Origin of the sequence: Citrobacter sp. wls615 (genome assembly GCF_005281355.1) — a bacterium.
Taxonomy (GTDB): Bacteria; Pseudomonadota; Gammaproteobacteria; order Enterobacterales; family Enterobacteriaceae; genus Citrobacter; species Citrobacter werkmanii.
Genome location: NZ_SZXM01000056.1, coordinates 34,235 through 45,941, shown reverse-complemented (window position 1 = coordinate 45,941; position 11,707 = coordinate 34,235). Strand labels below are relative to the sequence as shown.

Genomic DNA, 11,707 nt, shown 5'->3' with positions numbered 1-11,707 from the left:
TTATGCTATCGTACTCGTTAAAGAGTACAAAAGGGGGAGGCAAGCGCGCTTCCCCCCGCAACGATGGCGATATCTTATGACTCAGCAATCACCCTATTCAGCAGAGATGGCAGAACAACGTCACCAGGAGTGGTTACGTTTTGTCGATCTGCTTAAACACGCCTACGAACAAGATTTACACCTGCCACTGCTCAATTTGATGTTAACGCCGGATGAGCGTGAAGCGTTGGGTACGCGTGTGCGTATCATTGAAGAGCTGTTGCGCGGCGAGATGAGCCAGCGTGAGCTTAAAAACGAGCTCGGGGCGGGGATTGCCACTATTACGCGAGGGTCGAACAGCCTCAAATCCGCACCGGTGGATCTGCGTCAGTGGCTGGAGCAGGTGTTGCTCGGGAAAAATTGATCCGCCGGATGCGGCTTTGCCTTATCCGGCCTACGATTGAACATCCGGCACAATGCTATAAATACACCGCGTTATGAAACGGGCTGAGCGCCAAAATTACCGCCTGGTGATAGACGCTTGAGCGCGTCAGCTTGCCCGCGGTAAAGACGCCGATTGCGCCCTCTTTACGGCCAATCTCATCAATACCTGTATAGTCCGACATCACCGGGCCGAGCGCTTCACCTTTGCGGACTCTGTCGAGAATGACAGTAGGCAATGGCAGCGTGGCTGAACGGGCTTCACCACGCTGAATGCCGTTATCAATCACCACCCAACTAAAGGTGGCGTCATCGTCAATTCCTGCTTCAATGGCGACCCAGAAATCAGCCTGCGGGTGCAGGCGGCGAGCGTTATCAACGCGATTTCGTGCGCCAGTGCGCGTTTCCTGGTTTCCGAAAGGTTGTTCCGGCACGCCACTCTCGACGGCGACGGGTTCAATATGGCAGGATCCTTCCCCGAAAATCTCTTCAAATGCCCGCAGAATTGCCTGAATTTTGGCAGGATTGGTGGTCGCAGAGATAACCTTGTGCATAATTAAGCTCAGTTTGAAAATTCATCGCAGAGTCTACTCAAAGTATGACGAGTATATAACGGAAAAAAAGCATGTTACAGGTATACCTTGTTCGCCATGGCGAAACGCAGTGGAACGCCGAGCGACGTATTCAAGGCCAGTCAGACAGCCCACTAACCGCTAAAGGTGAACAACAAGCCATGCAGGTGGGTGAACGCGCCCGCTCGTTTGGTATTACGCATGTCATCAGTAGCGATCTCGGTCGTACACGACGCACCGCAGAAATCATCGCCCAGGCCTGTGGCTGTGATATCACCTATGACTCCCGCCTGCGCGAGCTAAATATGGGTGTGCTGGAAAAACGTCACATCGATACGCTGACGCCAGAGGAAGAGGGCTGGCGTCGCCAGTTGGTGAACGGCACGGTGGATGGGCGTATCCCGGAAGGGGAATCGATGCAGGAATTGAGCGATCGCGTCAACGCGGCGCTGGCATCCTGTCTGGAATTGCCGCCGGGAAGTCGTCCGCTGCTGGTCAGTCACGGTATCGCGCTGGGTTGCCTGGTGAGTACGATTCTGGGATTACCGGCATGGGCTGAACGTCGCTTGCGTCTGCGCAACTGTTCTATTTCTCGCGTTGATTACCAGGAAAGCTTATGGCTGGCGCCGGGATGGGTCGTTGAAACGGCAGGGGACATCTCACATCTGGACGCCCCTGCGTTGGATGAACTGCAGCGCTAGCGGCGAATTGGAATCAGGAATTCGCAGCGCAGGTTGATCGGGCGATCTCCCGCTTTGGCATCTTCTGCCGGGTAGTATCGCTCGATATCCTGTCCTTTACGGCGCGTCAGGTTCAGCATCGGCATGCATGTGCCGTAAACCGTCAGGATAAACTCTTGCACGCCGGTTCCCAGCCCTTCGTAGGTAAACATCACGTACTCGCCACCTTGTAACAGGATAGGCTGCGCCGATTGCACATAACCATTGGCCTGTTCCGGCGTCAGTGCTGTGGTGTAAAACACTTCCTGTTCGTCATCTTTTTCAATGCTTGGACGCGTTTCGTTAAGCCCGTACAGCACTGGCGGGATCGCAGGAGCCTGAGCAAGGAAGTCGCGCCAGAACTGAATACGCATTTCATGACGGAAATCTGAAATCTGTTCCAGCGAGCAGGAATAGCTTTGTGTGGTGCCGAGCAGTTGCGTATCTTCAAGCGTGACAAACTCGTGCGCAGGCATAGCAAATTCACCCAGTCGCATTGGCGGGCGAATACCAAACGCACTCCATTCCGGGGAGCGACGATACAGCGCAGGCGTTTGGGAAAACTGTTTCTTGAACGCGCGAGTAAAGGTTTGTTGAGAGTCGAAGCGGTATTGCAGGGCAATATCCAAAATAGGGCGCGCAGTCAGGCGAAGCGCCACTGCGGATTTCGATAAACGACGGGCGCGGATATAGGCGCCAATAGCATGGCCCGTCACGTCCTTAAACATTCTCTGCAGGTGCCACTTGGAATAGCCTGCTTTTGCCGCCACATTGTCAAGCGACAAAGGCTGATCCAGATGACCTTCCAGCCAGATTAATAGGTCGCGAATAATGCCAGCCTGATCCATAAAATATCCTCATCCTTTCAACAACGAGTACCTGACGTCAGGTATGAGGATAATAGCATTTTTTGTTGTTTTAGCATTCAGTGTTTTTTTTGCTCATAAATGCTTTTTTTGGACATTCGAAAGCGTGATTATTGTAATCCTGTGATCTGTATACGTTTTATCTTAGAATGTCGAATAATTACTCAGAGTAACTTTTAAGAATGGTAACAATATGAAATATAAGAGCTTAGCCATTTCCTCAATTTTGCTGATGTTGGCGCAGGTCGCCCATGCGGAGCAGATTGGATCTGTCGATACGGTGTTCAAAATGTTTGGGCCGGACCATAAAATTGTGGTCGAGGCGTTTGACGATCCGGATGTAACCAATGTGACCTGCTACGTGAGTCGTGCCAAGACCGGCGGCATCAAAGGTGGGCTGGGGCTGGCTGAGGATACCTCTGATGCCGCCATCTCCTGCCAGCAGGTGGGACCGGTGGAACTGAGCGACAGAATCAAGAACGGTAAAGCGCAAGGCGAAGTGGTGTTTAAAAAACGGACCTCGCTGGTGTTTAAATCCTTACAGGTCGTACGTTTTTATGACGCAAAACGTAATGCGCTGGCCTATCTGGCCTATTCAGATAAAGTGGTTGATGGATCGCCCAAAAATGCCATCAGCGCTGTGCCCATTATGCCGTGGCGGCAATAACAAGGAAGCAAAATGCAACAGCCGTTGATCTGGTTGGTTGAGGATGAGCAGGGAATCGCCGATACGCTTATCTATATGCTGCAGCAGGAAGGTTTTAGCGTAGAAGCGTTCGAGCGCGGGCTACCGGTGCTGGAAAATGCGCGCCAGAGATGTCCCGATGCGATAATTCTGGACGTCGGCCTGCCGGATATCAGCGGTTTTGAACTGTGTCGACGTTTACTTGAACGCCATCCGGCATTGCCGATCCTCTTTCTCACCGCGCGCAGCGATGAAGTGGATCGTCTGCTGGGGCTGGAAATCGGCGCGGATGATTATGTTGCCAAACCCTTCTCTCCGCGCGAGGTGTGCGCCCGCGTCCGCACGCTGCTGCGGCGGGTGCAAAAATTCGCCTCTCCTTCCTCAACGACGCGCTGCGGGGATTTTGAGCTTAATGAGCTGGCCGCGCAGATTACCTGGTTCGGTATACCGTTAACTCTGACGCGCTATGAATTCCTGTTGCTGAAAACGCTGCTGATGTCGCCGGGGCGCATTTACTCTCGCCAGCAATTGATGGATTTAGTCTGGGCCGATGCGCAGGACACCTTCGACAGAACGGTCGATACCCACATCAAAACGCTGCGCGCCAAGCTGCGCGCCATCAACCCCGAGTTTTCCCCTATTAATACGCATCGCGGTATGGGATACAGCCTGAGGAGCGTCTGATGCGCATTGGTATGCGTTTGCTGCTCGGCTATTTCCTGATTGTCGCCGTTGCCGCCTGGTTCGTGTTGTCGATCTTTGTGCAGGAAATTAAGCCTGGCGTCCGCCGGGCGACTGAAGGCACATTGATTGATACCGCCACGCTGCTGGCTGCGCTGGCGCGTGATGATTTACTCTCTGACGCTCCCGCCAACGGTAAGCTGGCGCAGGCATTTTCCCAACTGCATAACCGCCCATTCCATGCCAATATCAGCGGCATTAACAAAGTGCGTAATGAATACCATGTCTACATGACGGACGCGCAGGGCAAGGTGCTGTTTGATTCCGCTAACCAGGCGGTCGGCCAGGACTACTCCCGTTGGAATGATGTGTGGTTAACGTTGCGTGGGCAGTATGGTGCCCGCAGTACGTTGCAGAATCCGAACGATCCGGAAAGTTCGGTGATGTACGTTGCCGCGCCGATCGTTGACGGCGGGCGTATTATTGGGGTGCTTAGCGTCGGCAAACCCAATGCGGCGATGGCGCCGGTGATTAAACGCAGTGAACGGCGGATGCTGTGGGCCAGCGCCGTATTGCTGGGGATCGCCTTAGTGATTGGCGCCGGAATGGTATGGTGGATCAACCGTTCCATTGCCCGGCTGGCGCGTTATGCCGACTCTGTGACCGAGAACCGCCCCGTCGCACTGCCTGATTTAGGCAGCAGCGAGTTACGTAAACTGGCGCAGGCGCTGGAAAGTATGCGTCTGAAGCTGGAGGGCAAGAATTATATTGAGCAATACGTTTATGCATTAACGCACGAACTCAAAAGCCCGCTGGCGGCCATTCGCGGCGCGGCGGAAATTTTGCGCGAAGGCCCGCCGCCGAACGTGGTTGCGCGTTTTACTGATAATATTCTGACGCAAAATGCGCGCATGCAGGCGCTGGTTGAAACCTTGTTACGCCAGGCGCGACTGGAGAATCGACAGGACATTACGTTGACGCCAGTGGCGGTAGATGCGCTGTTTGCCCAGCTCAAAGAGGTCCGGAGCGTGCAGCTGGCGGCAAAAAACATCACGCTGACCATTATGCCTTCATCGCTTAGCGTTGATGCCGATCCCGCGCTGCTGGAGCAGGCATTGGGGAATTTGCTCGACAACGCTATCGATTTTACGCCACCGGACGGGACGATTGTGCTGAGTGCGCATCAGCACGAAGAGCAGATCATATTGCAGGTTACCGACAGCGGCAGCGGGATCCCTGATTTTGCGTTGCCGCGTATTTTTGAACGCTTCTACTCGCTGCCCCGTGAAAATGGGCTTAAGAGCAGCGGATTGGGACTGGCGTTTGTCAGTGAGGTTGCGCGACTGCATGCAGGCTCGGTGACCTTACGCAATCGACCGGAAGGCGGCGCACAGGCTTCGTTTACGCTTCACCGTCACTTCACATAACTTCAAATTCCCCGCACATAGTTGTTCTACCTTGCTGGTATTGCAAAGGAGAACGCTATGTTGAAATCACCCCTGTTCTGGAAAATCGTCACCTTAGGCGGCGCTATGCTGCTGTTGTTAATTCCCCTGACAATGGTCAGGCAGATAATCGTTGAGCGATCGGACTATCGCAATGATGTTGAAGATGCAATCCGCCAGAGCACCAGCGGACCGCAAAAGATGGTCGGCCCGTTGATTGCCATTCCGGTGACGGAACTTTATACCGAGCTGGAGGAGGGTAAAGAGGTCCAGCGTAAGCGCAGCTATATCCATTTCTGGTTACCGGAATCGTTGGTCGTTGAGGGAAGCCAAAACGTTGAAGCGCGTAAAATTGGTATTTATGAAGGCCAGGTCTGGCATAACGATTTGGCGGTGAAAGCTGAGTTTAACGCTGAACGTTTGAGTGATTTAAACCATCCCAATGTCAGCCTGGGCAAACCGTTTATTGTGGTGGGCGTGGGTGATGCGCGTGGGATCGGCGTGGTGAAAGCCCCCCTGGTTAACGGCATGTCGCTGGCCGTTGAGCCTGGAACGGGGCTGGCTGGTCGTGCTCAGGGGATCCATATTCCGCTGCCCGACGCGAGCTGGACGGCGCAAAATCTCAGCATGGCGCTGTCGCTTAATTTGAGCGGCACCGGCGACTTTTCCGTCGTTCCGGTTGGCCGAAACAGTGAAATGACCTTAACCAGCAATTGGCCGCATCCCAACTTTCTTGGAGATTTTCTTCCGGCGAAGCGCGAAATCAGTGAGTCTGGATTCAATGCCCAGTGGCAAAGCAGTTGGTTTGCCAATAACCTCGGCGAACGCTTTGATGGTGAAAAGATTGGCTGGGAGGGAATGCCTGCATTTAGCGTTGCTGTCGCCACGCCTGCGGATCAATATCAACTGACGGACAGGGCGACAAAATATGCCATTTTGCTGATTGTGCTGACCTTTATGTCTTTTTTTGTGCTTGAAAGCATGACCAGCCTTCGACTGCACCCGATGCAGTACCTGCTGGTGGGGTTATCGCTGGTGATGTTTTATCTGTTGCTGCTGGCGTTGTCAGAACACATTGGTTTTACCGCCGCGTGGATAACGGCAAGCCTTGTGGGCGCATTGATGAACGGTGTGTATCTGCAGGCGATATTGCAGAGCTGGCGGAACAGTATTTTGTTTACCGTGGCGCTACTGGCGCTGGATGGCGTGATGTGGGTGCTGCTACGTTCACAGGACAGCTCTTTACTGTTGGGAACCGGCGTGCTGTTGGTCGCGTTGTGTGGCGTGATGTTCCTGACGCGTCATCTTGACTGGCACTCGCTGGCACAGCCAAAACCAAAGCCGACAGAAATTCCGGAGCCTCAGCCTGCACAGAGTGACGCGTTTCGCTTGTGGAAATAGGGCGGTGGTGAAATGAAAAACGGCGCATAACGCGCCGTTTTTTTACCAGTGAGGATTGAATTAATCCTGCAGGTCGCCGCAGAAACGGTAGCCTTCACCGTGAATGGTGGCGATGATTTCTGGCGTATCCGGCGTTGATTCGAAATGTTTACGAATGCGGCGGATAGTCACGTCAACGGTACGGTCATGCGGCTTCAGTTCGCGACCGGTCATTTTTTTCAGCAGTTCTGCGCGAGACTGGATTTTGCCCGGGTTCTCACAGAAGTGAAGCATGGCACGGAATTCGCTGCGTGGCAGTTTATACTGCTCGCCGTCAGGACCAATCAGAGAGCGGCTGTTGATGTCCAGCTCCCAGCCGTTGAACTTGTAGCTTTCGACGCTACGGCGTTCTTCGCTGACAGTACCCAAGTTCATGGTACGGGACAGCAGGTTACGAGCACGGATAGTCAGTTCGCGCGGGTTAAACGGCTTGGTGATGTAATCGTCTGCGCCGATTTCGAGGCCGAGAATTTTATCGACTTCGTTATCACGGCCCGTCAGGAACATCAGCGCAACGTTAGCTTGTTCGCGAAGTTCGCGCGCTAACAGGAGGCCATTTTTCCCAGGCAGATTGATATCCATAATCACAAGGTTGATGTCATATTCAGAGAGAATCTGATGCATTTCCGCGCCATCTGTCGCTTCGAATACATCATAGCCTTCTGCTTCGAAAATGCTTTTCAACGTGTTGCGTGTTACTAACTCGTCTTCAACGATAAGAATGTGCGGGGTCTGCATGTTTGCTACCTAAATTGCCAACTAAATCGAAACAGGAAGTACAAAAGTCCCTGACCTGCCTGATGCATGCCGTAAATTAACATGATCGGCGTAACATGACTAAAGTACGTAATTGCGTTCTTGATGCACTTTCCATCAACGTCAACAACATCATTAGCTTGGTCGTGGGTAGTTTCCCTCTGGACCCGACAGTGTCAAAAACGGCTGTCATCCTAACCATTTTAACAGCAACATAACAGGCTAAGACATGCCGGACACCCAATAAAACTACGCTTCGTTGACATATATCAAGTTCAATTGTAGCACGTTAACAGTTTGATGAAATCAACGTATCCAAATGTTTGCTTTCATCACAAAATTGCAATATTACAACTAGTTGCACGAGCTAATTAATAAATGTAATGAATCCAACCAATGCGATCCATTTTAAAATAAATTATCATGGATAAACAGAGGGATATACAACTTTTGTTAACATAAAAAGCAATAGTACAGTTTGGAAATAGTTTAGCATTTTTTATCGGATGCGAAATCCTTTTTCAGTGACTTCTGTTAAAAAAATGTAAATTTGCGCTGCGTAATATGTTGACGTGCGTCACATTATTACTCGCAGACTGACCAAAAAGAGTATCGAAATGCGTTTAACAATTATTCTGGTTGCCCCTGCCAGAGCGGAAAATATTGGTGCGGCTGCCCGTGCGATGAAGACCATGGGATTCACTCAATTACGGATCGTTGATAGCGAGGCTCACCTGGAACCCGCCACGCGATGGGTCGCGCATGGTTCGGGCGACATTATTGATAATATTAACGTTTTTCCAACGTTGGCCGAGGCGCTTCACGACGTTGATTTTACCGTTGCGACCACCGCGCGTAGCCGGGCGAAGTTCCATTATTACGCCACCCCGGTCGAACTGGTTCCCCTGTTACAGGAGAAATCAGCGTGGATGGATCACGCGGCGCTGGTGTTTGGTCGTGAAGATTCGGGGCTGACCAATGAAGAATTAGCGCTGGCAGATGTACTCACTGCTGTACCGATGGTCGCTGACTATCCTTCACTCAATTTGGGGCAGGCGGTGATGGTGTATTGCTATCAATTAGCAGGTTTAATACAACAACCGGCCAAAAAAAGTGAAGTGACGGATGAACTTCAGCTCCAGGCATTGCGCGAACGCGTTATGCGTTTATTAGCCACGCTGAACGTTTCTGACGACATTAAACTCACGGACTGGTTGCAACAGCGAATGGGTCTGTTGGGGCAGCGAGACACGGCAATGTTGCACCGTTTTTTACATGATATTGAAAAAAACATCACAAAATAAAATTTTGAACAGTTTTTGTTGTGTAGTGTTTTGTTCTTGGTTCAAGTGGGCTGGACATGCTGTATTGGTTGAAAGTAAAAGGGCAAGCAGTTGCTCGTGAACAAGTTTCGGAATGTGATCAATTTAAAAATTTATTGACTTAGGTCAGCAGATACTTTAACCCTAAAAGAATACAAGACAGACAGATAATAATTACAGAGCACACAACATCATGAAACGCATCAGCATCACTATTACCACAACCATCACCATTACCACAGGTAACGGTGCGGGCTGACGCGTACAGGAAACACAAGAAAAAGCCCGCACCTAAACAGTGCGGGCTTTTTTTTCGACCAAAGGCAATGAGGTAAACCATGCGAGTGTTGAAGTTCGGCGGTACATCAGTGGCAAATGCAGAGCGCTTTCTGCGGGTTGCCGATATTCTGGAAAGCAATGCCAGACAGGGGCAGGTCGCGACCGTTCTCTCTGCCCCCGCAAAAATTACCAACCATCTGGTGGCAATGATTGAGAAGACCATCGGTGGTCAGGATGCTTTAGCCAATATCAGCGACGCCGAACGTATTTTCTCTGAGCTGCTGGTGGGGCTTGCCGCCGCACAGCCGGGTTTCCCGCTGGCGCAGCTCAAAGCCTTTGTTGAACAAGAATTTGCCCAGATTAAGCACGTCCTGCACGGCATCAGCCTGCTGGGACAGTGCCCGGACAGCATCAATGCCGCGCTTATCTGCCGTGGTGAAAAAATGTCGATTGCTATCATGGCCGGCCTGCTGGAAGCACGCGGGCATAACGTGACGGTCATCGACCCGGTGGAGAAATTGCTGGCAGTCGGCCATTACCTCGAATCTACTGTTGATATTGCCGAATCTACGCGCCGCATTGCCGCCAGCCGTATTCCTGCGGACCACATGATTCTGATGGCAGGGTTTACCGCCGGAAATGAAAAAGGTGAGTTAGTGGTGCTGGGGCGAAATGGTTCTGACTACTCTGCCGCTGTACTGGCCGCCTGTTTGCGCGCTGATTGTTGTGAGATCTGGACCGATGTTGACGGTGTATATACCTGCGATCCACGTCAGGTACCCGACGCCCGACTGCTGAAGTCGATGTCTTATCAGGAAGCGATGGAGCTTTCTTACTTCGGCGCCAAAGTGCTGCACCCGCGCACCATTACCCCTATTGCCCAGTTCCAGATCCCGTGCCTGATTAAAAATACCGGCAATCCACAAGCGCCCGGTACGCTGATCGGTGCCAGCAGTGATGACGATGATTTGCCGGTAAAAGGTATTTCTAACCTTAATAACATGGCGATGTTTAGCGTCTCCGGCCCTGGAATGAAAGGCATGGTGGGCATGGCGGCGCGCGTTTTTGCTGCAATGTCGCGTGCGGGCATCTCGGTAGTGCTGATCACCCAATCCTCTTCTGAATACAGCATCAGCTTCTGCGTCCCGCAGGGCGACTGTGCGCGTGCGCAACGCGCCATGCAGGATGAATTCTATCTCGAACTGAAAGAAGGCCTGCTGGAGCCGCTGGCGGTGACTGAGCGTCTGGCCATCATCTCGGTCGTTGGCGATGGTATGCGCACCCTGCGCGGCATCTCGGCGAAGTTCTTTGCCGCGCTGGCTCGTGCGAACATCAATATTGTAGCGATCGCCCAGGGCTCGTCTGAGCGTTCTATTTCGGTGGTGGTGAATAACGATGACGCGACCACCGGCGTACGCGTGACCCATCAAATGCTGTTCAACACCGACCAGGTGATTGAAGTGTTTGTGATTGGCGTAGGCGGCGTGGGCGGTGCGCTGCTGGAGCAGCTTAAACGTCAGCAAACCTGGCTCAAAAAGAAGCATATCGATCTGCGCGTGTGCGGCGTGGCGAACTCGAAGGCCCTGCTGACCAACGTCCACGGTCTGAATCTGGAAAACTGGCAGTCGGGGCTGGAGAGCGCGAAAGAGCCTTTCAATCTTGGGCGCTTAATTCGTCTGGTGAAAGAATACCATCTGCTCAATCCGGTGATTGTCGACTGTACGTCAAGCCAGGCGGTAGCAGACCAGTATGCCGACTTTTTGCGCGAAGGCTTCCATGTGGTTACGCCGAACAAAAAGGCCAACACGTCGTCGATGGATTACTACCATCAGCTGCGTTTTGCCGCCGCGAAGTCTCGTCGTAAATTCCTGTACGACACCAACGTGGGCGCGGGCTTGCCGGTTATTGAAAACCTGCAAAATCTGCTCAGCGCGGGCGATGAACTGCAACGATTCTCAGGCATTCTTTCTGGCTCATTGTCGTTTATTTTCGGCAAGCTGGATGAAGGCATGAGCTTCTCGCAGGCCACAACCCTGGCGCGTGAGATGGGCTATACCGAACCCGATCCGCGTGACGATCTTTCTGGTATGGATGTGGCTCGTAAGCTGCTGATCCTGGCCCGTGAAACCGGTCGTGAGCTGGAGCTTTCTGACATTGTCATTGAGCCGGTTCTGCCAAAAGAGTTTGATGATTCCGGTGATGTTTCCGCGTTTATGGCGAAATTGTCGCAGCTGGATGACGCCTTTGCCGCGCGCGTGGCGAAAGCCCGTGATGAGGGGAAAGTATTGCGCTATGTTGGCAATATTGAAGAGGACGGCGTCTGTCGCGTGAAAATAGAGGCAGTAGACGGCAACGATCCGCTGTTCAAAGTGAAAAACGGTGAAAACGCGTTGGCGTTTTACAGCCACTATTATCAGCCGTTACCGTTGGTTCTGCGCGGATATGGCGCGGGTAACGATGTGACGGCGGCGGGCGTCTTTGCCGACCTGCTACGCACCCTTTCATGGAAGTTAGGAGTCTGA

General features: G+C 52.4%; 13 protein-coding genes and 1 other annotated feature. Of the genes, 10 read left to right on the top strand and 3 right to left on the bottom strand.

Annotation, left to right across the window (positions count from 1 at the left end; all coding sequences use genetic code 11):
• The first annotated feature begins 76 nt into the window (after positions 1 to 76).
• Positions 77 to 403, top strand: coding sequence for a trp operon repressor (trpR, locus tag FDX04_RS14825; RefSeq protein WP_003837292.1), 327 nt, complete (start codon positions 77 to 79; stop codon positions 401 to 403).
• A gap of 55 nt (positions 404 to 458) precedes the next feature.
• On the opposite strand, the gene yjjX is transcribed toward trpR, so the two are convergent.
• Positions 459 to 974, bottom strand: coding sequence for an inosine/xanthosine triphosphatase (gene yjjX, locus FDX04_RS14820; protein WP_008786139.1), 516 nt, complete (start codon positions 972 to 974; stop codon positions 459 to 461).
• A 71-nt stretch (positions 975 to 1,045) separates the two neighbouring features.
• On the opposite strand from yjjX, the gene gpmB reads away from it, so the two are divergent.
• Entirely contained in the window at positions 1,046 to 1,693 is a 648-nt protein-coding gene (gene gpmB / locus FDX04_RS14815) for a 2,3-diphosphoglycerate-dependent phosphoglycerate mutase GpmB (RefSeq protein WP_003019006.1), read from the top strand.
• Here the strand turns inward: gpmB and robA are convergent.
• A complete protein-coding gene (gene robA, locus FDX04_RS14810) occupies positions 1,690 to 2,559 on the bottom strand; it encodes an MDR efflux pump AcrAB transcriptional activator RobA (RefSeq protein WP_079937150.1) in 870 nt (289 codons plus the stop codon). The two genes, gpmB and robA, sit on opposite strands and share 4 nt — an antisense overlap.
• A gap of 211 nt (positions 2,560 to 2,770) precedes the next feature.
• On the opposite strand from robA, the gene creA reads away from it, so the two are divergent.
• Genes creA through creD form a run of 4 tightly spaced genes read left to right on the top strand, consistent with a single transcriptional unit; the run spans position 2,771 to position 6,789 of the window.
• Positions 2,771 to 3,244 (top strand): protein CreA, encoded by a 474-nt coding sequence (creA, locus tag FDX04_RS14805; RefSeq protein WP_038637033.1) that lies wholly within the window; start codon positions 2,771 to 2,773, stop codon positions 3,242 to 3,244.
• Between the two features lie 12 nt (positions 3,245 to 3,256).
• Positions 3,257 to 3,946: a two-component system response regulator CreB gene (gene creB / locus FDX04_RS14800; RefSeq protein WP_042312498.1), complete on the top strand. Its 690-nt coding sequence runs from the start codon at positions 3,257 to 3,259 to the stop codon at positions 3,944 to 3,946.
• Positions 3,946 to 5,370 carry a two-component system sensor histidine kinase CreC gene (gene creC / locus FDX04_RS14795; RefSeq protein WP_137371160.1) on the top strand — a complete coding sequence of 475 codons (1,425 nt, stop codon included), beginning with the start codon at positions 3,946 to 3,948 and terminating at the stop codon, positions 5,368 to 5,370. The genes creB and creC overlap by 1 nt, the downstream gene beginning before the upstream one ends.
• A 57-nt stretch (positions 5,371 to 5,427) precedes the next feature.
• Positions 5,428 to 6,789 carry a cell envelope integrity protein CreD gene (gene creD / locus FDX04_RS14790; RefSeq protein ID WP_137371159.1) on the top strand — a complete coding sequence of 454 codons (1,362 nt, stop codon included), beginning with the start codon at positions 5,428 to 5,430 and terminating at the stop codon, positions 6,787 to 6,789.
• 60 nt (positions 6,790 to 6,849) lie between these two features.
• Here the strand turns inward: creD and arcA are convergent, their stop codons facing one another.
• The gene (gene arcA / locus FDX04_RS14785) at positions 6,850 to 7,566 is read right to left on the bottom strand and encodes a two-component system response regulator ArcA (RefSeq protein ID WP_001194359.1); all 717 of its coding nucleotides are present in this window, start codon (positions 7,564 to 7,566) and stop codon (positions 6,850 to 6,852) included.
• 95 nt (positions 7,567 to 7,661) lie between these two features.
• On the opposite strand from arcA, the gene yjjY reads away from it, so the two are divergent.
• From yjjY to thrA, 4 genes are all read left to right on the top strand, one after another.
• Positions 7,662 to 7,802: a protein YjjY gene (gene yjjY / locus FDX04_RS14780; RefSeq protein ID WP_042998021.1), complete on the top strand. Its 141-nt coding sequence runs from the start codon at positions 7,662 to 7,664 to the stop codon at positions 7,800 to 7,802.
• 399 nt (positions 7,803 to 8,201) lie between these two features.
• Positions 8,202 to 8,888 (top strand): tRNA/rRNA methyltransferase, encoded by a 687-nt coding sequence (locus FDX04_RS14775; protein WP_137371158.1) that lies wholly within the window; start codon positions 8,202 to 8,204, stop codon positions 8,886 to 8,888.
• Positions 8,889 to 9,094: 206 nt separating this feature from the next.
• Positions 9,095 to 9,221 (top strand) — a sequence feature (Thr leader region).
• Positions 9,100 to 9,165, top strand: a complete 66-nt coding sequence (gene thrL / locus FDX04_RS14770) for a thr operon leader peptide (protein ID WP_032337689.1) — start codon at positions 9,100 to 9,102, stop codon at positions 9,163 to 9,165. It overlaps the preceding feature by 66 nt.
• Positions 9,222 to 9,244: 23 nt before the next feature.
• The gene (gene thrA, locus FDX04_RS14765) at positions 9,245 to 11,707 is read left to right on the top strand and encodes a bifunctional aspartate kinase/homoserine dehydrogenase I (protein WP_137371157.1); all 2,463 of its coding nucleotides are present in this window, start codon (positions 9,245 to 9,247) and stop codon (positions 11,705 to 11,707) included.